The sequence below is a fragment of the Arthrobacter sp. YN genome, assembly GCF_002224285.1.
Lineage (GTDB): Bacteria > Actinomycetota > Actinomycetes > Actinomycetales > Micrococcaceae > Arthrobacter.
The window spans coordinates 3,830,830-3,849,908 of the sequence record NZ_CP022436.1; the positions used below are offsets into that span (position 1 = coordinate 3,830,830).

Genomic DNA, 19,079 nt, shown 5'->3' on the forward strand with positions numbered 1-19,079 from the left:
AAAAAGAAAACCGCAGCTTGTCCGAAATTCCCGCCGTACAACGTGAGGAGTCGCGAACAAGCTGCGGTTTTGTGACTACGTGTGACCCTAGATGACGTAACGTTCGTCTTCGTGGTCGCCCGGGTGGTCCTTGACCAAGCCGGCGGCAAGGGTGTTGCCGTCGATGGGGTCGATCACCAGGAAAGCGCCGGTGCGGCGGTGGTGCAGGTAGTTCTCCAACGGCAACGGAGCAGAGAGCCGAAGCTGTGCGTGTCCGATGTCGTTAAGTTCCAGGTTGGTCGCCGGCTCAACGTTGAACGTGGCGAGGTCCAGCTTGCCGGTGACGTTCCGGACCAGTGCCTGGACCGTGCGCGTACCGTGTTTCACCAGGACCTTCTGGCCCTCACGCAACGGCTTCGGCGAGAGCCAAGCCAACGACGCATACAGGTCTGCAGTGCTTTCGCGGACCGTACCGGCAGCGGCGATGGTGTCGCCACGGGCGATGTCGATCTCGTCAGCCAGGCGAACAGCCACCGACTGCGGTGCTGCGGCCTCGTCCAACGACTGGCCGGCGAAGTCGATGCCGATCACCGTGGTGGTGCGCGGTTCGTGGCCCGGGCTGATGACACTCACTTCGTCGCCAACCTTGACCGACCCTTCGGTGATCTGGCCGGCGTAGGCACGGTAATCGCGATACGCCTCCACATCGAGCCCGGCAGCAACAGCATCCGGAGCCAAGGCACCCTGCGGACGGATCACCAGCTGGACAGGGAAGCGGAAGCTCTCCAGTTCGGCCTCGAGCTCGTCAGCGGCCGGGAGGGTTTCGAGGACCTCCAACAGAGCAGGACCGGTGTACCAAGGGGTGCGCTCGGAGCGGTCCACCACGTTATCGCCATCAAGGGCGGAAACGGGGACCACCAGCAAGTCAGCAACACCATCGGAACCCAGTCCGAGCTCGCGTGCAACCTTCTGCACATCGGTCTCGATGTCGCGGAACACCTGCTCGCTGAACTCCACCAGGTCAATCTTGTTCACGGCCACAATCACGTGGGCAACGCGCAACAACTGCAAAACGGACAGGTGCCGGCGGGTCTGCTCCAGCACACCCTTGCGGGCGTCAATCAGTACGACGACGGCATCCGCAGTGGACGCGCCGGTCACCGTGTTCTTGGTGTACTGAACGTGGCCGGGGCAGTCCGCCAGGATGAAGCTGCGGCGGTCCGTAGCGAAGTAGCGGTAGGCCACATCGATGGTGATGCCCTGCTCGCGCTCGGCACGCAGGCCGTCGGTCAGGAGGGCGAGGTCGATCCCGCCCTTCTCGCCGCCGAAACCGCGGTCCGCAGAGGTGCGGGCAACGGCGTCGAGCGTGTCAGCAAGAATCGCCTTGGAATCGTGAAGGAGGCGGCCCACCAGAGTGGACTTGCCGTCGTCCACCGAGCCGGCAGTAGCGAAACGGAACAATGTTGTGGGCAGGGCTGTTTCCAGCCCGGCAGCCAGTGTTTCGGTGCTCATTTAGAAGTAGCCGTCCTTCTTGCGGTCTTCCATGGCTGCCTCGGAGATGCGGTCATCTGCTCGGGTGGCGCCACGTTCGGTCAGGGTGGAGGCAGCGACTTCAACAACGACGTCGGCCACGGTGCGGGCATCGGATTCCACAGCACCTGTGCAGGACATGTCCCCCACCGTGCGGTAGCGCACCAGTTTGGTGATGACTTCCTCGGTGGGCAGCGGCTGGGAGACTTCGCCCACCGCGCGCCACATTCCATCGCGGGCGAAAACTTCGCGCTCGTGGGCGTAGTACAGGCCGGGGAGCTCGATGTTCTCGCGCTCGATGTAGCGCCAGATGTCCAGCTCGGTCCAGTTGCTGATGGGGAACGCGCGGACGTGCTGGCCCACCGTGTGGCGGCCGTTGTACAGGTTCCACAGCTCGGGGCGCTGGTTGCGCGGATCCCACTGGCCGAATTCGTCACGGAGGCTCAAGATGCGCTCCTTGGCGCGGGCCTTGTCCTCGTCACGGCGGCCGCCGCCGAACACGGCGTCGAACTTGTTGCGCTGGATGGCGTCCAAGAGCGGCACGGTCTGCAGCGGGTTGCGCGTGCCGTCGGCACGCTCAGCCAGTTCACCTCGGTCGATGAATTCCTGGACCGAGCCGACAACCAGCTTCAAGCCGAGGCGCTCAACAGTGCGGTCCCGGAAGTCGATGACCTCCGGGAAGTTGTGGCCTGTGTCCACGTGCAGGACCGGGAAGGGAACCTTGCCCGGCCAGAACGCCTTCGTGGCCAGGTGAAGCATGACCACGGAGTCCTTGCCGCCGGAGAACAGCAGCGCAGGCTTCTCGAACTCGGCGACGACCTCACGGATGATGTGAATGGCTTCGGACTCAAGGGTGTCCAGCGACGAAAGACGAGTCGATTCCAGAGCCGAAGGGGCGGGGGCGGCATCTGCTGCGTAGGCGTCCGTTGTTGTTTGGGTGCTCATGTGTGTAGTCCGCATTCTGTCTTGTCGGAACCTGCCCAGCGGCCTGCGCGGGGGTCTTCACCCGGGGCCACTTTGCGGGTGCAGGGCTGGCAGCCGATGGACGGGTAGCCCTGGCTCAGGAGGGGGTTGACGGGAAGGATGTTGTCCTCGGAGTACTCGATCAGCTGATCGAAGGTCCAGTCGACCATCGGGTTCACCTTGACCAGGCCGAAGCCTTCATCCCAGGTGACCACCGGCGTGTTGGTACGTGTGGGTCCCTCGTCGCGGCGAACACCGGTGAACCACACCTCGTAGCCGGCCAGCGACCGGCGCAGGGGCTGGACCTTGCGCAGTGCGCAGCACTGGGCTGGGTCGCGGGCGAACAGATCCTTGCCCAGGAGGCGGTCCTGCTGCTCCACGGTGTTTTCCGGAAGGACGTCCACCACGTTGACGCGGAGATTCGCTGCGACTTCGTCGCGCGTCTCGTACGTTTCCTTGAAGTGGTAGCCGGTTTCCAGGAACAAGACGTCGACGCCGGGAAGCTGGTCCGCGACCAAAGCCGGCAGGACGGCGTCGGCCATGGAGCAGGCCACCGTCACCGTAGGCAGCTCGAAGTTGCGGGCCACCCAGGCGATGGCTTCGGTGGCGGAGGCGTTCCAGCCGAGCTCTACCGCACCGGCCTCGGCCAGGGCCTTGAGCTCCTCATGGGACCGCAGCGCCGGACGGGCTGCTGCGCTGGCGAGGTTGGTGATGGTGACGGGATCTGTCATTGGAGATCTCCTTCATCGGCGGAGTGTGCCCACTCAGCGAAGGTCTGGCCCTCGGCGCCAACGGCGACGAACTTACGGACCACACGCTCCACGTAGTCGGGCAGGTCTTCCACAGTGACCTTGAGGCCGCGGACCGTACGTCCCAGACCGGCTTCCTCGCGCTCGTTGTTCGCCAGCCCGCCACCGAGGTGGACCTGGAAACCCGGGGTGGGGTCGCCGTCGGGCGTTGGCAGCATCATGCCCTTCAAGCCGATATCGGCCGTCTGGATACGTGCGCAGGAGTTGGGGCAGCCGTTGATGTGGAGGGACAGTGCTGAAGGCAGTTGCTTGGACTCCACGAGGTCGGCCAGGCGGCGTTCCAGTTCAGCGATGGCCGTAGCAGCCGTGACCTTGGTTTCCACGATGGCCAGCTTGCAATACTCGATGCCCGTGCAGGCTATGGTGCCGCGGCGGAACACGGACGGACGGGCGGAGAGGCCCAAGGTGTCCAGTTCGGCGATGAGCGGCTCCACCTGCTCCTTGACCACATCCAGGATGACCAGCTTCTGGTGAGGAGTAGTACGCAAACGGTAGCTGCCGTGCTTCTCCAGAGTGTCCGCCAGCGTGACAAGTGCCTCGCCGGAGGTGCGGCCCACAGTGGGGGTCACGCCGATGAAGAACTTGCCATCCTTCTGCTCGTGGACGCCAATGTGATCCCCGGGAGCCGTGGGCTTGGGAGCGGCAGGGCCGTCGGGAAGCTTGAAGCCGAGGTACTCGTCCTCCAGGATCTGGCGGAACTTGGCCGGACCCCAGTCGTTCATGAGGAACTTCAGACGGGCCTTGGTGCGCATGCGGCGGTAACCGTAGTCGCGGAAGATGCTGGTGACGCCCAGCCATACTTCAGCGGCGACGTCGGCCGAGACGAACACACCGAGGCGTTCGGCAAGGCGCGGGTTGGTGGAGAGGCCGCCACCAACCCAGAGGTCGTAGCCGACGCCAAGCTCAGGGTGGACGACGCCAACCAAAGCGAAGTCGTTGATCTCGTGCACCACGTCCTGCGACGGGTGGCCCGTGATGGCGGTCTTGTACTTGCGCGGCAGGTTGGCCAGCTCGGGGTCGCCGATGAATCGTTCGGCGAGCTCGTGAATCAGCGGAGTGGGATCGATGATCTCGTCCTTGGCGATCCCGGCAACCGGGGAGCCAAGGATGACACGCGGAACGTCGCCGCAGGCTTCCGTGGTGGACAACCCGATGCCCTCGAGGCGGCGCCAGATCTCCGGCACGTCTTCGACACGGATCCAGTGCAGCTGAATGTTCTGGCGGTCCGTGAGGTCGGCCGAGCCGCGGGCGAAGTCCACGGAAATCTGTCCGATGACTCGCAGCTGCTCGGTGGTCAGTGCCCCACCGTCGATGCGCACGCGCAGCATGAAGTACTTGTCTTCGAGCTCGTGCGGTTCCAGCGTTGCGGTCTTGCCGCCGTCGATCCCGGGCTTGCGCTGGGTGTAGAGGCCCCACCACCGGAAGCGGCCGTGGAGGTCAGTACCGTCGATCGAATCGAAGCCCTCTTTGGAGTAGACAGACTCAATGCGCTCACGGACGTTCAGTCCGTTGTCTTCCTGCTTCCAGGTTTCGTTGGCATTCAGTGGCGCGGTGCCGTCAACCTTCCACTGGCCGTGGGGCTTGGCGGCAGGGCGGGTGCGCGCCGGGCGCGAGGGAACTGCGGTGTCCGAGGACGCACCGGCTACAGCTGTATCTGTCATACATCGACTGTAGGTCTGGCCAGATTTCGCCAGCAAAGGTCCGGAAATGCTAAGTCACCTAGGGAAACATTTCGTCACGAACACGCCAGCGGCCTTGTCCGGAGGACGTGTTTTGTGCAGGTCGATTTGGGCCCCTTTTCCGCGTGAATAAAGGTTAGGAGAGCCTTTCCAACACTGCGTCGTACCGTTCCAGCGCGATCTCCGCGAGCACCTTGGACGGCAGCAACGGCGCCGCAACGACGTCCGCGCCGGCCTTCGCCAACTGGTCGTGGAAATAGCCTGTCGCCAGCAGGTACGAGGCAATGAAGACCCTGCCTGCTGGTCCGCTCGGTTCGGAGGCGAGTTCGGCCGCGAGTTCGGCACGCAAGGAGGCGACGCCGTCGGGCACTGTTGGCTGGGCGCTGGCACCATAGGCCACCCGTACCTTGTTCGGCAGCAGCTCGGCGAGCAGTCGCGCCTGCTCTTCCGAATCAACCGAGCCGTCCGGAAGGGACGATCCCGCGGCAGCCAGCAGGACGCCGTCGTGCTCCTGCAGCCCCGCCGCGCGCAAGTGTGTGGCCAACAACTCAGCGAGCCGCGGGTCCGGACCCAACGGCCGGGCGGCCACTACCTCAGGGCGGGTCTTGATGGCCTTGGGCACGTCCACCTTGATGTGGAAGCCGGTGGAAAGCAAAAGCGGTACGACGACGGCGGCAGTCCCCTTCGGCAGGCCCTCCACCACGCCGCCCAGCTCGGGCTCCTGGACGTCGACGTACGCCTCAACCACGCGCAAACCGGGACGGAGGGCTTCAATTTCCGCCATCACACGACGGATGGCAGCCTGCCCTTCGGCGTTCCGGGTTCCGTGGGCGCAAGCGATCAAAACGGGGCTGTTCATGGGAGCTAGCGTAACGTTGAGCCAGCATCTATTGAGAGTCGTATCCAGAAAGAACCCGTCCACTTGATTTCCATCGACATCGTCCTCCTTTGGCTTGACCTGGTTGGCGTGTTCTTCTTCGCGGTCTCGGGATCCCTGCTGGCCGCCCGCAAACAGTTCGACATCGTTGGCTCTGTGCTCCTCGGCTCCATTGTTGCCCTTGGCGGCGGCGTGATCCGCGACATCGTCATCAACGCCGGTCCCCCGATTGCTTTCACAAATCCGGCCTACCTGGCTCCCCCGCTGCTCGCTGCGATGCTGGTTTACTTCCTGTTCTCCTCGGTCCAGCGCTTCACGTCCCTGTTAACACTGTTCGACGCCGGTGGGCTGGCCCTGTTCTGCATCACCGGAACGCTCAAGGCCCTGACTGCCGGGATGAACCCCGTGGCCGCGATCCTGCTCGGTGTCACCACGGCTGTGGGCGGCGGCCTGCTGCGCGACATTACGGCGAACGAAATTCCTACGCTGTTTAATGCCCGCGATCTCTATGCGCTCCCGGCGTTTGTGGGGGCGGGCCTCACCACGCTCCTCTGGCATCTGGGTACCTTCACCGGGCTCACAGCGTGCGTTGTGGCAGCGGTCGTTTTCGCCTTCCGCGTGACGGCCTGGCGACGCAGCTGGCACGTCCCGCTGGCCGTTCGTGGCTGGCACCGCCCCGGCGCCGGCCCAGGCGCAATTTCGGGTGCCCGGGATTAGCTAGGATAAGAACATGACTGACATGTTCCTCGAGAAGTTCCGCGCGCTGGTCCCAAAGTATCTCGAGGATGAATGGCAGGAAGAAGACGGCCTCACGCCCGACGAACTGGACGACGCCCTCTCCGATCACACCTTCACCATCCCGCTGGTCCTGCGCGAGTTCTACCTCGCAATCGGTGGCTGCGAAGACCTCATGGAGGCCTACCACTACTTCTGGGATCCCGAGGAACTCGAAGTGGACGACGAAGGCTTCCTCATGTTCCTTGAGGACGAGGAAGAGCAGTTCACCTGGGGCTTCCGCACCGCCGATCTCGGCATCCCGGACCCCATCGTCTGGCGACGCAACAACGCCCGCGGCCAGTGGAAGAGCGAGGAAGGCACGTTCTCCGAGTTCGCGTTCGACATGTTCGAGTGGGCCTTCAACGACGACGAAGACTAATTCCCCATTTGCAGCAGCCCCTTTCCTGACTTCCTGGTCAGGAAAGGGGCTGTTTTCGTTGTGGCCCGTGTGCCTCCACCACCCACTTTGATTTTGAAATGGCTCTGACACGCCGTCGAGGTGGTGTGTCGCTGGAAAGTTGCGGTCAAAGTGGGTGGTGGCGGTACAACGGAGACGCGAACTCACGACGGCGGAACCCACCCTGGTGCGTACCTCGCCGGCGCATAGCGGCCAACTTCCCTGTTGCGCAGGACTGCCTTGACCTCGGCAACCATCCTCTCCGGGTGATGAACGACGTCCGCGTAGTAATAGCGAAGGCTCAACAGCCCTCTGCGCATGGCTGCGTTGTTCCTGTATTGGTCCTTCTTGACCTGTTTCCCCTCAAGGTGTGTGCCGCCGTCGAGTTCAACAATCAGGCATTCGTTGACCAAGCAGTCCACTTCACCTACATCCGGGACGTCCGCGTGCATCTGGACCTTAAGTCCAGCCCTGGTGAAGTGGGTGTGCGCGAGCACTTCCAAGAGTGAGTCGGACCTGGGCAGAACCGCATCCAAGATTGCACGAACCTTGCCGTTCCGGTTTCCGGGGAGTTTCCGCCGCAGGAAACCGGTGGTCAGGAGCGCTTGGCTTACGGCGCTCTGCACCATGACCAAAGCCTCCAATTCAGGCAGGCATCGCATAGCGTGCAGGAGGACGTCGCCAACACCTGCCACCGGAAGATAGGGATGCACAGGGTGCGTGCAGGCCCCGTGATGCACCACGCGCCGCCGCGCAAGGCCAGTGCTGCAGCTCAGATGGACTTCCTCTGCTCCCCCAAGAGTCCACAGACCATAAAACCGGGCTGCCGAGACGCAGGTGAGTAGGCCATCGGCGCGGAACGCTGCAACAACGTCGGGATCCGCATCGGCCGAGGTATAAACACCTCGGTGTAGGCGAGCGACAGCCCCGTCATTGACAGCCTTCGCCAGTGCCCGCTTGGTAAAGCCGACCTTCCTAAGGGTTTCCGTTCTGGCTGCTCCGTGCCGGCTGCGGAGGAAATCATTGATATCCATTCAGCCATGCTGGGTTCGGGGAGCATCCTGCGGTTGCCGGGAACTTCCGTATGTGGACAACTATGGGTACCTCCACCACCTTGTTTGCCGGCCCGGAACCTTGCGACACACCCCATGTACGGCGAGTCCCCTCGTTCCGTGATTCAAAGTGGGTGATGGAGGCTCGGCGCTTCGCTGTAAATCGCACGGCAGATAAGAAAAAACCGTTGACCCAGAAAGTTGCATATGTGACAGGATTGTCATAAGCTTTTCACGGATCCACTAAATGCCTCCGGTGGGTCTGATGCGAACGGAGATTGTGGTCCCGGTTCGGTGCAGCGTATGACTCGTAACGTTGCAACGAACCGGGGCCATTCCGTTTTTCCGGAAACTTCAAGTTTGGGCGCGCGCGGCCACCACCCACTTTGATTCCACCAGCAGCCCAACACGCCGCCACCACAGGCGAGTCATCACGCGCGAACACTCAAAGTAGGTGGTGACGGTACCGGTTCCCCGACGGCGAAGGGCCTGCATCCGGAATCCAGACAACAAAAAACAGGCGCCCGGCCTACAAAAGACCGGACGCCTGCGAAGGCAAAGAAAAACCTAGCTGCTGCGGTCCACCACGGCATGCGCGAAGTTGGTCAGCGAGGCTTTCACCACTCCCTCGGGCAGCGGGGCCAGGGCAGCGACGGCTTCCGCGGACCACTGGCGGGCGATCTTCCAGGACTCGTTGGTCACCGGGTGCTCGCGCAGGCCGGCCACGGCCTCAGCCAGGGCGGCGTCGGAAGACAGGTCGCCGTCGATCAATTCCAGGAGAGCAGTGGCCGAGGCATCTCCTGCAGCGGCGTCGCGGCGCAGCAGCAGCACAGGCAACGTGGGCACGCCTTCGCGGAGGTCGGTGCCCGGGGACTTGCCGGACTTGACCTTCACACCGGTGACATCGATGACGTCGTCCGCCAGCTGGAAGGCAACGCCCACCTTCTCGCCGTATTCAACCAGCAGGTCTTCGAAGGCTTCATCGGCGCCGGCAAAGATCGCACCGAGCTGCCCGGATGCGGCCACCAAAGAGCCAGTCTTATCCGCGATGACGGAGAGGTAGTGCTCCACTGGATCTTCGTCTTCGCGCGGTCCCACGGTTTCGTGAAGCTGGCCGAGGCACAGACGTTCGAAGGTTCGTGCCTGGATGCCCAAAGCGCGGGAGCCGAGCTCGGACACCAGGATGGATGCGCGGGCGAAAATGAGGTCACCGGTGAGGATGGCCACCGAGTTGCCCCACACTTCATGGGCCGTAGGAGCGCCACGGCGGAAGGGAGCGGAGTCCATTACGTCGTCGTGGTAGAGCGTGGCGAGGTGCGTAAGCTCCACAACTACTGCAGCCTGGACAACCTCGGGACGTGAAGCATCGCCAAGGTGGGCGCACAGCAGGGTGAGCAGGGGGCGGATCCGCTTGCCACCGGCTTCCACCAGGTGACGCGACGTTGCATCAGCCAGGGGGTCCGAGTTGGAGATGGCTTCGCGGAGCTTCTTCTCCACCCGGGCGAGGTTGGTGGTGATGGCAGGACCCAGCTCCGGATCACCGGCAATGGCAGCGAAACCGGCGGGCAGCTGGAGTCCAGTTGCGATCGCGGTGGTGTTGGGAGCAGGCTCAACAGCCTGCGGCAAGCCGTGCCCGGCATGCGTCCAGCTGTGTTCGGCAGAGTTCGTCACGGGTTAACCCTAACTAGTTGGTGCGGAAACCGCGGTGTCGGTGCCTGCCGGCGTCAGGGCACGGGCAGAGGAAGTGTTGGACGTGGCCGGAACCAGCATCTCGAGGACCCGGATGACACGGTCTTCGAAGCCCTTCGCGGCGGGGTCGGTGAGGTTGGCGAGCATCCGGACCACAAAGCGCATCAGCACAGGAATCGGCATCCCGGTTCGCAAGGCGAGCTTCATTACGGCAGGCTTGCCGATCAAGAATGCGAAGGCGCGACCCAGCGTGAAGTGCGATCCCCACTGGTCCCGCACATAGTCCGCGTACCGCGAAAGGTGCGCGTCGGCGTCGTGCGTTGACCAACCGGCTGAAGCCGAACGCGCCGCACCGTCGATCAGGAACTCTGCCGCGAACCGCGCGGACTCCATGGCGTAGGAGATGCCTTCGCCGTTGAACGGGGACACCATGCCGCCGGCGTCGCCCAGCAGGAGCAGCCCGGGTGAGTAGTGCGGGGTGCGGTTGAAGCCCATGGGCAGCGCGGCGCCGCGGATCTCTCCCACTTGGTTTTCAGGGGTGAAGCCCCACTCGGTGGGCATGCCGGCGGTCCATTCGCGCAGGACCTGCTTGTAGTCGAGCTTGCCGAACTCCTTGGAGGAGTTCAGGATGCCCAGGCCCACGTTGGAGGTGCCGTCGCCAACACCGAAGACCCAGCCGTAACCGGGCAGCGGCTTGCCGGACTTGCCGGGAAGTTCCAACCAGCCTTCCATCCAGTCGTCGTCATGACGAGGGGACGTGAAGTAGGTACGCACGGCGACGCCCAGCGGACGGTCGTCGCGCTTGTGCATCCCCAGCGACACGGCGGTTCGTGTCGAGTTGCCATCCGCAGCGAGCACGACGTCGGCATGGAAGTCGCGCGTTTCGCCCGTCTTGCGTCCGGACTCGTCAAGGATGGACGCCCGTGCGCCGATAACGCGGCCGTCGTCGGCGGTCAAAGCGGAGGTGACGCTGTGGCGTTCAAGAACGACGGCGCCCGCGGCCTCGGAGTGCCGGGCCAACGATTCGTCGAAGCCAAGCCGCGTGCGGATCAGGCCATACGTGGGAAAGTCGGAAACCTCGGGCCAAGGCAGCTCAATGGTGCGACCGCCGGCGATGAGGCGGAGGCCCTTGTTCCGGCGCCACCCGTCCTCCACAGCGTGTGACAGCCCAAGCTTCTGGATCTCGCGGACGGCACGCGGGGTGAGGCCGTCACCGCACACTTTCTCACGCGGGAAAGAGGTCTTTTCCAGCACCGTGACGTCGATGCCCGCCTGGGCGAGGTAATACGCGGCGGTGGACCCGGCCGGGCCCGCGCCAACAATCAGTACTTTCACGTCGTCCTAAATCAGCAGGCGGTACGGGGTCAGCCGGCCTGTTGGCGCGGCTTGATCTGGCGGCGAAGCTTGGCCACGGGAACACTTTCGCGGTGCTCGGCGGGCTTCTGTGCTCGGTGCACGGCGACGATGCCGCCGCTGAGGTTGCGGTAAGTAATGTCGGTCCAGCCGGCGTCGCTGAGCCACTGCGCCAGGTGGTCCTGATCCGGCCAGGCACGGATGGACTCGGCGAGGTACACATAGGCGTCCGGGTTGGAGGACACCTTGGTGGCGATGGCCGGGAGTGCACGCATGAGGTACTCGGTGTAGAGGTTGCGCCACAGCGGCACTACGGGGTGCGAGAACTCGGCAATGACCAGGCGGCCGCCGGGCTTGGTGACCCGCAGCATTTCCTCCAGGGCCTTGCGGGGTTCTACGACGTTGCGCAGGCCGAAGGAGATGGTCGAAGCGTCGAAGCTGTTGTCCGCGAACGGCAGGTTGGTGGCGTCACCGGCGATGAAGTCGATGTCCGGGCGGCGGCGCTTGCCCACTTTCAGCATCCCCAAGGAGAAGTCGCAGGCCACAACGTCCACGCCGGCGTCTGCGTAGGGTTCGCTGGAGGTTCCGGTGCCGGCGGCGAGGTCCAGGACCTTCTGGCCAACCTTCACATCCACGGCATCAACCACGATCCGGCGCCAACGCCGGGTCTGCCCCATGGACAGGACATCATTGACGACGTCGTATTTTGGGGCGACATCATCAAACATCGTCGCAACTTCGTCCGGACGCTTTTCCAAGGATGCTCGGTTCACCCTGTAATTGTCTCAGACATTCAGCCGACTTTGCTGCGCTGTAGAAGTCGGCTCAGATTCTGGTTGTCCTCGGGAGTACTGTTGTTCCATCATGACGAGCACGCTCCGCACCTTGACAGTCCCCCTCGATGTTGAATCATCCTCCGGGGGGCTGCCGTCGTTTCTGGTGCGGGACGACGTTCTTTGCTGGTCCCGCCGTGAGGCCGGGCTGGTGGGTTACGGCGAGCTGACCCGCTTCAACGCCACCGGGCCCGAGCGTTTCCTTGAGGCCGATATCTGGTGGCGGCATCTCATTCTTGAGGCCGAAATCACTGATCACGTGGAGCTTCCGGGCACCGGTCCTGTGGCTTTCGGCTCGTTCGCCTTCTCCAAAACCTCCCCGCATGTGTCCCGCTTGATCCTGCCGGAGCTGGTGGTGGGGATCCGCGATGGCCGCGCCTGGGCAACCCAATTAACGTTCGACGACGCCGCCCTCACCGAAGCGGGCGTCCTCGCCTCCGTGCACCGCTGGCTGACTGAACCGGAACCGAACGGTGAGGATTCGGCGGCAGGCGGATCCGGCGTCGCACCCTCAGCTGAGCTGATTGCCGCCGACGGTTCCGCCGGTCACCTCAGCCATGGTTCCCTCAGCGAGGCCGCCTGGATGCAGGCAGTGGCCAACGGAGTGGAGGAGATCCGCGCCGGGAAACTGGAGAAGCTGGTGTTGGCGCGCGACGTCGTCGCAAACCTTCCGGAGGGCGTCAACGCTGCGGAGGTTCTTCGCCAGCTCGCCGCAAGGTACCGCGAATGCTGGACGTACGGCGTGGACGGCCTGGTGGGCGCAACGCCCGAGATGCTGATTCAGGTGGAGGGTCGCACCGCACAGGCCCGTGTACTGGCAGGAACCCTGGATCGACGTGATGCTGACGGCATGGACGGCTCCCCCATGGAATATGCGGAGCGCGTCCTGGCTGGATCGGAGAAGCAGCGGCATGAGCACGAGATTGCGATCGATTCCCTGACGCGTCAGCTGGCTCCCTTCTCGGAAGCGATGAACTCGCACAGCGAACCTTTCATTCTTGAGCTGCCCAATGTGTGGCACCTGGCCTCGGACGTGAAGGCAGAGTTGGCGGACATCGAGGGGCACGTGCCCACGTGTTTGGCCCTGATCAACGCGCTGCATCCCACGGCAGCCGTGTGCGGAACCCCGACGCTGGTTGCCGGTGCGTTGATCCGCAAACTCGAACACTTGGACCGGGGCCCGTACGCCGGACCTGTCGGTTGGCTCGACGCCGCCGGCAACGGTGAGTGGGGCATCGCGCTTCGCGGTGCGGTGATCGAGGACGCCAACACGGTGCGCCTGTATGCCGGGTGCGGCATCGTCGAGGGCTCCCAGCCGGAAGCCGAACTGGCGGAAACATGGGCGAAATTCCGGCCGATGCTCGAAGCCCTGGGTATCCGCCGCTGAATCTGGGATTCCAGACAGAGGCCCCTCAGATGCGGTTGATAAGTGCGTAAACTTGTTATCCAATAGTGAAACTTCGTTTCCTGTGATGCACATCTCACGTTCGGCGCTACACTAAAACCGACTCAGTTCAGCATCCACCGCAACAAAAGGTAAACAACATGCAGATCTCCCGTTCGGTTCTGTCCGGCACCAAGATTGCCGCCGTGCTCGCAGCCGGCGCACTGGCCCTCACCGCCTGCGGTGGCTCGTCCACCCCGGCTGCCACGGACGCCTCCGGCCTCAAGCTCATCAACGCCGGCAAGCTCACGGTGTGCTCGGACGTTCCCTACGAGCCGTTCGAATTCCAGAAGGACGGCAAGATTGTCGGCTTCGACATGGACATCGCCGCCGAGCTCGCCAAGGACGTCAAGGCCGAACTCAACGTGGTGGACAGCTCCTTCGAAGCAATCGAGACCGGCACTGCACTGACCGGTTGCGACGTCTCCATCTCCTCGATCTCCATCACCGACGTCCGCAAGAGCGTCATGGACTTCTCCACCCCGTACCTGGATGACGACCTGACCCTCGTGGCCACCTCGTCCTCCGGCATCAGCAACATCGACGGCGCCAAGGGCAAGAAGGTGGGCGTCCAGCAGGCCACCACCGGCGCCCAGTACGCCAAGGACAAGGGAATCGACGCACAGCAGTTCGAAGACTCCGGCCTCCTGGTCCAGGCCCTCAAGGCCGGCACCATCGACGCCGCAATCGGCAACCAGTCCGTCCTGGGCTACGCCATCAAGGACGACTCCAACCTCAAGCGCGTTGAAGACTACGCAACGGGCGAGAAGCTGGGCATCTCCATCAAGAAGGGCAACACCGCCATGACGGACGCCGTGAACGCCACGCTGAAGCGCATCACCGACGACGGCTCCCTCAAGAAGTTCGAGACCACCTGGTTCGGCGAAGCCACCAAGTAGTCCGAGCCCCGGCTCCCCCAGATCCACGCAGGCGGGCCCCGAAACGACACGTTGTTTCGGGGCCCCACCTGCGCAACATGAATGTGAGAACCCCATGGCAATGACTGCACGTCAACGAGCCAAAGTCAGTTTGTACGTCCAGGCCGGAATCTTCGTGGTGGCCGTGGCCGCAGTGATCCTCGCTGTGGACTGGAAGACGATCGGCACCAGCGTCTTCAACTTCTCCAAAATCGGGCCGATGTTCCCGGACATCTTCCTGGTGGGCCTCAAAAACACCCTGATCTACACGTTCCTCGGCTTCGTGGTGGGCTTGTCCGGAGGCCTTCTGCTGGCCCTGATGAAGCTCTCGTCCTTCCCGCTGTACCGCTGGCTCGCGACGGGATACATCGAGTTCTTCCGGGGTGTTCCCGCATTGCTGGTCTTCATCGCCTTCGGCTACGGCGTTCCGCTGGCCTTCGGAATCCAGTGGGACGTGAACATCATCGTGATGGTCTCGCTGGGTATGGTCGCAGCTGCGTACATCGCTGAAACCCTCCGCGCAGGCCTCCAGGCCGTGCCCAAGGGCCAAATGGAAGCAGCCCGTTCGCTGGGCATGCCGCAGTGGCGGGCCATGGTTTCCATCGTCATCCCGCAGGCTTTCAAGATCGTCCTGCCGCCGCTCACCAACGAGATCATCCTGCTCACCAAGGACTCCTCGCTGATTTACGTCCTGGGTCTCACTGCGTCCCAGTACGAGCTCACCAAGTTCGGGCGCGACGGCATTTCCAGCCTCGGAGCCGGCCTGACGCCGCTGCTCGTGGCCGGCGCCTTCTACCTGGTCATCACCATCCCCTTGAGCCTCCTGGCACGGAAGTTCGAAAGCCGCTCCGCGCGGACGAAGCGATAGGCAGGACAGTCATGAATAACTCCACTGGGAGCACGTCCAGCGTTCGCGCTGCGGGCGTCGACATCAAGGACCTCCGCAAGTCCTACGGCAGCAACGAGGTCCTCAAAGGTATCTCCCTGACCGTTGAACCTGGTCAGGTAGTTTGCCTGATCGGGCCCTCGGGTTCCGGCAAGTCCACCCTCCTTCGCTGCGTCAACCTGCTCGAGCAGCCCAACGCCGGCACCATCAACGTGGGCAAGTTCGAGGCCACCGACCCCGACGTAGACCTCAACAAAATGCGCCAAAGCGTTGGAATGGTGTTCCAGCACTTCAACCTGTTCCCGCACCTCAGCGTCCTGGACAACTGCACCATCTCGCAGACCAAGGTCCTCAAGCGTTCCAAGTCCGAAGCTTCTGACGTTGCGCGCCACAACCTGGAGCGCGTTGGCTTGGGACACCTCGCCGACCGCTTCCCGGACCAGCTCTCCGGTGGCCAGCAGCAGCGCGTGGCTATTGCCCGCGCCTTGTCCATGGACCCGCAGCTCATGCTTTTCGATGAGCCCACCTCTGCCCTCGACCCCGAAACCGTGGGCGATGTCCTGGCCGTCATGCGCAAGCTGGCACAGGAAGGCATGACCATGCTGGTGGTTACCCACGAGATGGGCTTCGCCCGGGAAGTGGCCGACCGCGTGGTCTTCATGGACGCCGGTGTAGTGGTGGAAGAAGGGCCGGCGGAAAACGTCATCAGCGCCCCCACCCAGCCTCGCACCAAGGAATTCCTGCGCCGCGTCCTGGACCCCACGCACATTGGTGTGGAGGAAGCCTAAACGCTCTCCGGCACCTAGGCCGCGCATATCCGTGAGCGCCACAGGAACGGGAGGTCGACACCCGCATTTGCGTGTCGACCTCCCTTTTCTGTGTCATCTATGAAGGTGGCTGGCCTGCAGAAGCACGACGACGGCGGGGAACCCCTGCTGCTACGAGCGCACGTTCCAACTTGCCCACCGTCAGGTCGCTCCAGACCAGCCGGAACACTCCTCGGCCTGTGGCACGTATGGCGTCTTCACGGTTCTTCTCCTCGATCACAACCTGAGAGGGCGTCCGGCCCTTGAGAAACTCGGGTTTCAAGTACTTCTCCCTGCCGTCGAACTCTCCCACCAGTCGGACGTCTTTCCAGTAGAAATCCGTGTAGACAGTCCCTCGCCTCGTTCGAAGTTCGTACTGTAGTTCTGGAGCAGCGAAACCGGCCACGTGCATGAGTCCCCTGCAGTAGGACTCCCCGGGCGATCCCGAATTGATGACAGCGAACTGGACAGCCGCAGCGATGCGTTTGCCGGCGGCCTTCGAATACCGGGCATCAATGGCGTCCAGCAACTCATCCCTCAGTACAGGTTTCCGGTGACGTTCAGGGCATAAGAGGAAATCCAGGGGAACAACAGCCTCGGCAAATGGCACTAAGGCTGCGATGTCCAGTACTGTCCTGACCCGGCCTGTCACCAGAAAGCCGTTCATTTCCTCTGCTTCTTGAAGTTCACTAGCGATGAAGTGCCGTCGAACGCCTGCCCTGGACCTTCCTCCGCCGGCGTAAGAGCTGAGCGCGTGAATGGGTTGTCGCCCGAGGATGGTTGGAATGCCGTGAATACTCGCCGCGGAGTGATGAGAAAAAGTGGTGGGCGACGTGAATGTCTCCGACGCTGCTTCGACCCTCAAGGCATAACGTTCCCAGCTATCCAGTACCGTCCACTTTTGTGCATCGACGTACACCCCGTGCCGAATTCTCATGAGCTTCCCGGCCTTGGCCGCCTCAGACAATTTCCGGGAATCCGCGCCGATGAGTGACAAGTCCCTGGCCAGAATCAGTTTGGGTAGCGTTCGCATAGCACCAGCATTCGGCCTGGCCACCGCCTTCAGTAGGCGCTCTTCACTCTATGTGGAAACTCCCGATCCACCGCCGCCGCACAGGTGGACCACCGACACTCGAATTCGGACGCCGCGCGGTCCGGTTCACGACAAACTCTTCGTCGGACGACATGCATATGCGCTGACGACACTTGGATCCGGGCGGCGCCAGCCCGTTTGCGTGGCCCGAGCTCGGCAGGGTAGCGTGCACGAATTTAGGTGGCACAGGCTGGATGACAGGCGCAAGGTAGAACGGCGGTAACGGTAGCGGACGGGTTTAGCCATCCCTGGCCGGGCCTAGCCTGCGGTCAGGACCTGGCCCACGGCGGCGGAGATGGCTTCCTTAATTCGACCATGGAGCGCCCGCAGGCCTGTCCGGTCCACGCGCACCTCCACAATGCTGCGCCCCTTGAGCGGCGCCTTGAGCGCCGAGGCAAGTTCCGCCGTCGTACTTACCGCTTGGTGTCCGACGCCGTACGCCGCCGCGAGTGCCGCGATGTCCACTGAGTGCGGGGTGCCGAAGAGACGTTCGACGGCGGTGCCGTAGGCGCCTGAGTCCTCGACGGCGCCGTGCTCGAGGAGGCTGAAGATGGCACCGCCGGCGTCGTTGAGCACCACGATGCGCAGGTCCGGCACAGGTTCACGGTGGCCGAGGAGCAACCCCCCGGCGTCGTGGAGGAAGGTGACATCGCCCAGGAGGACCGTGGTTTCGCGTCCGCTGCCCAGGGCAATACCTGTGGCTGTGGCGATGGTGCCGTCGATGCCGGCGAGGCCGCGGTTGGCGTAAACACTGGCTATCGGATCGGTGTGGGGTTGTCCGGCGAGGTCGACGTCGCGGATGCCGTTGGAGGACCCGAGCACCAGCTGTCCGCGGGAATGTTCCCACACGGTGGCGCCGACGGATGGGCCGCTGGCAAGGGTCTCCCCCGCTAGCACTCCATCCAAGCCGTGCTGGGCGGCAGCGCCGGCGAGGAGCCAGGAGTCCAACCATTCGGCGGACCCGCGGCCGGCGAATTCTGCGAGCCCAGGAAGGGTTTCGATCGGCGTTTCACGGCGTCGGCCAGCCTCGTACCAAGCCACAGGAACGGGTTGGTAGATGGCTGTCTCTACTGATTCGCGTGCCAGTAGGGACGCCACGGGACGGGACAGAGTGGCGCGGCCAAACAAGACCACGCGTTCGATCGGAGACGGTGATTGGGGCCCGAAGTGCTCCAGCAACACCCGGTACGGTCCCACTGCATTCGGGCCGAAGCGTGCATTGGACGACGGCTCGGCGAGCAATGGCAGGCCATGGGCACGGGCGAAGGCCTCGGCCACAGGGCCAGCATCGTGGCCTGCGAGGACCACGGTGCGTCGCTCTGGGAGTGCTGTGGATGCTTCCGGGAGAACCAGTGCCTGAGGTCCGGCGTCGTAATGAAAAACGCCGTGTCCTGCGGCGACCGGAAGCGCGTCGCCGGGCGCGGGAACCAGTGGGTCACGGAAGGCAAGATTCACTTGGACAGGGCCGGGCGGCGTGTCCTCGAGGGCACCGGTTGCTGCGTACAGAGCCGTGGCAACGGCTTTTTGGGGATGGTCGCCGGCGGGAACGTCGACGGCGAATCTCACGTGATCGCCGAAGAGGTCCAGTTGGGTGGTGGTCTGGTTCGCCCCGGTTCCGTGGAGTTCTTCCGGGCGGTCCGCGGAAATAACCACCACGGGAACCGCGGAATGATTGGCTTCCATGACAGCCGGCAGGAGGTTGCCCACAGCCGTGCCGGATGTGGTTACCACGGCAACAGGGGCCTCGGTGGAAAGTGCCAGGCCGAGCGCGGTGAATCCGGCGTCGCGTTCGTCGATGCGCACGTGCAGCCGGACGCGGCCCGAAGCTTCTGCTTCAGCCAGGGCGTAGGCCATGGGTGCAGAGCGCGAACCCGGTGCCACCACCACGTGTCGCACACCGCCGTCGAGCAGTGCCGTAACGGCGATCCGGGCGGCACCAATGGATGTCAGAGAGTCCTGGGAAGTCACCGTTCCAGTCTATTGGCGCAGGCGAGC

17 protein-coding genes are annotated in these 19,079 nt (G+C 63.6%); 6 read left to right on the top strand and 11 right to left on the bottom strand.

What is annotated here, in order from left to right; genetic code table 11:
* Window positions 1-87 precede the first annotated feature (87 nt).
* From CGK93_RS17575 to CGK93_RS17595, 5 genes are all read right to left on the bottom strand, one after another.
* Complete coding sequence (locus tag CGK93_RS17575; RefSeq protein ID WP_089595925.1) at window positions 88-1,491, bottom strand: sulfate adenylyltransferase subunit 1; 1,404 nt, start codon at window positions 1,489-1,491, stop codon at window positions 88-90.
* A complete protein-coding gene (cysD, locus tag CGK93_RS17580) occupies window positions 1,492-2,454 on the bottom strand; it encodes a sulfate adenylyltransferase subunit CysD (RefSeq protein ID WP_232481366.1) in 963 nt (320 codons plus the stop codon).
* On the bottom strand, window positions 2,451-3,203 hold the full coding sequence (locus CGK93_RS17585; protein WP_089595926.1) for a phosphoadenylyl-sulfate reductase: 753 nt from the start codon (window positions 3,201-3,203) through the stop codon (window positions 2,451-2,453). The genes cysD and CGK93_RS17585 overlap by 4 nt, the downstream gene beginning before the upstream one ends.
* Complete coding sequence (locus CGK93_RS17590) at window positions 3,200-4,942, bottom strand: nitrite/sulfite reductase (protein WP_089595927.1); 1,743 nt, start codon at window positions 4,940-4,942, stop codon at window positions 3,200-3,202. The genes CGK93_RS17585 and CGK93_RS17590 overlap by 4 nt, the downstream gene beginning before the upstream one ends.
* Before the next feature lie 154 nt (window positions 4,943-5,096).
* The gene (locus tag CGK93_RS17595; RefSeq protein ID WP_232481367.1) at window positions 5,097-5,819 is read right to left on the bottom strand and encodes a sirohydrochlorin chelatase; all 723 of its coding nucleotides are present in this window, start codon (window positions 5,817-5,819) and stop codon (window positions 5,097-5,099) included.
* A 63-nt stretch (window positions 5,820-5,882) separates the two neighbouring features.
* Here CGK93_RS17595 and CGK93_RS17600 point away from each other — a divergent pair, with 63 nt between their 5' ends.
* Window positions 5,883-6,554: a trimeric intracellular cation channel family protein gene (locus tag CGK93_RS17600; protein WP_089595929.1), complete on the top strand. Its 672-nt coding sequence runs from the start codon at window positions 5,883-5,885 to the stop codon at window positions 6,552-6,554.
* A gap of 13 nt (window positions 6,555-6,567) precedes the next feature.
* The gene (locus CGK93_RS17605) at window positions 6,568-6,993 is read left to right on the top strand and encodes a hypothetical protein (RefSeq protein ID WP_089595930.1); all 426 of its coding nucleotides are present in this window, start codon (window positions 6,568-6,570) and stop codon (window positions 6,991-6,993) included.
* 182 nt (window positions 6,994-7,175) lie between these two features.
* On the opposite strand, the gene CGK93_RS17610 is transcribed toward CGK93_RS17605, so the two are convergent.
* From CGK93_RS17610 to CGK93_RS17625, 4 genes are all read right to left on the bottom strand, one after another.
* Window positions 7,176-8,045 carry a type IV toxin-antitoxin system AbiEi family antitoxin domain-containing protein gene (locus CGK93_RS17610; RefSeq protein WP_089595931.1) on the bottom strand — a complete coding sequence of 290 codons (870 nt, stop codon included), beginning with the start codon at window positions 8,043-8,045 and terminating at the stop codon, window positions 7,176-7,178.
* 585 nt (window positions 8,046-8,630) lie between these two features.
* On the bottom strand, window positions 8,631-9,734 hold the full coding sequence (locus CGK93_RS17615) for a polyprenyl synthetase family protein (protein WP_089595932.1): 1,104 nt from the start codon (window positions 9,732-9,734) through the stop codon (window positions 8,631-8,633).
* Window positions 9,735-9,743: 9 nt separating this feature from the next.
* Window positions 9,744-11,087: a geranylgeranyl reductase family protein gene (locus tag CGK93_RS17620; protein WP_089595933.1), complete on the bottom strand. Its 1,344-nt coding sequence runs from the start codon at window positions 11,085-11,087 to the stop codon at window positions 9,744-9,746.
* A 29-nt stretch (window positions 11,088-11,116) separates the two neighbouring features.
* On the bottom strand, window positions 11,117-11,878 hold the full coding sequence (locus CGK93_RS17625; protein ID WP_089595934.1) for a demethylmenaquinone methyltransferase: 762 nt from the start codon (window positions 11,876-11,878) through the stop codon (window positions 11,117-11,119).
* 91 nt (window positions 11,879-11,969) lie between these two features.
* Here CGK93_RS17625 and CGK93_RS17630 point away from each other — a divergent pair, with 91 nt between their 5' ends.
* The 4 genes from CGK93_RS17630 (at window position 11,970) to CGK93_RS17645 (ending at window position 15,973) form a co-directional block, all read left to right on the top strand.
* Window positions 11,970-13,325, top strand: coding sequence for an isochorismate synthase (locus CGK93_RS17630; protein WP_089595935.1), 1,356 nt, complete (start codon window positions 11,970-11,972; stop codon window positions 13,323-13,325).
* Window positions 13,326-13,483: 158 nt separating this feature from the next.
* Window positions 13,484-14,281, top strand: a complete 798-nt coding sequence (locus CGK93_RS17635) for an ABC transporter substrate-binding protein (RefSeq protein ID WP_089595936.1) — start codon at window positions 13,484-13,486, stop codon at window positions 14,279-14,281.
* A gap of 94 nt (window positions 14,282-14,375) precedes the next feature.
* On the top strand, window positions 14,376-15,167 hold the full coding sequence (locus CGK93_RS17640) for an amino acid ABC transporter permease (protein ID WP_089595937.1): 792 nt from the start codon (window positions 14,376-14,378) through the stop codon (window positions 15,165-15,167).
* 11 nt (window positions 15,168-15,178) lie between these two features.
* Window positions 15,179-15,973 (top strand): amino acid ABC transporter ATP-binding protein, encoded by a 795-nt coding sequence (locus tag CGK93_RS17645; RefSeq protein ID WP_089595938.1) that lies wholly within the window; start codon window positions 15,179-15,181, stop codon window positions 15,971-15,973.
* A gap of 97 nt (window positions 15,974-16,070) precedes the next feature.
* On the opposite strand, the gene CGK93_RS24200 is transcribed toward CGK93_RS17645, so the two are convergent.
* Both CGK93_RS24200 and menD read right to left on the bottom strand, forming a co-directional pair.
* The gene (locus CGK93_RS24200; protein ID WP_232481368.1) at window positions 16,071-16,658 is read right to left on the bottom strand and encodes a hypothetical protein; all 588 of its coding nucleotides are present in this window, start codon (window positions 16,656-16,658) and stop codon (window positions 16,071-16,073) included.
* A 684-nt stretch (window positions 16,659-17,342) separates the two neighbouring features.
* Window positions 17,343-19,052, bottom strand: coding sequence for a 2-succinyl-5-enolpyruvyl-6-hydroxy-3-cyclohexene-1-carboxylic-acid synthase (menD, locus tag CGK93_RS17655; protein WP_089595940.1), 1,710 nt, complete (start codon window positions 19,050-19,052; stop codon window positions 17,343-17,345).
* Between the last annotated feature and the right edge of the window lie 27 nt (window positions 19,053-19,079).